General features: G+C 55.9%; 1 protein-coding gene. It reads left to right on the top strand.

Annotation, left to right across the window (positions count from 1 at the left end; genetic code table 11):
* A partial coding sequence (locus tag AC1RPH_RS08355; RefSeq protein ID WP_481762122.1) for a hypothetical protein occupies positions 1–270 on the top strand: 270 nt, incomplete at both ends.

Here is a 270-nt window from a genome sequence, read left to right as displayed (position 1 = left end):
CAGATCAAGTGCGCCATGAAACGCAGTCTCCCGCTCGCAGGCCTAGGAATCACGAACCCGAATCTGCGCTTCTGTCTGGCACAAGACCTGAGCGAGCACTTCAACATCGCGCTTGAATCGACTGGCTGGGAAACTGTGGGTGACGTAGAGGACGCGATTTCTGGTGAGCTGTGGGCCAAGCATATGTATGCAAAACAGGTTCCGCCGCTTACCATGGACGCAGTAGCTCAGGATATCGTGCGGCTCGCGATGGAGCGCGAAATCGTGAAA

Source organism: Dellaglioa sp. CoH-57-MRSF-16 (assembly GCF_056782055.1).
This window is presented reverse-complemented; position numbering and strand designations above follow the sequence as displayed.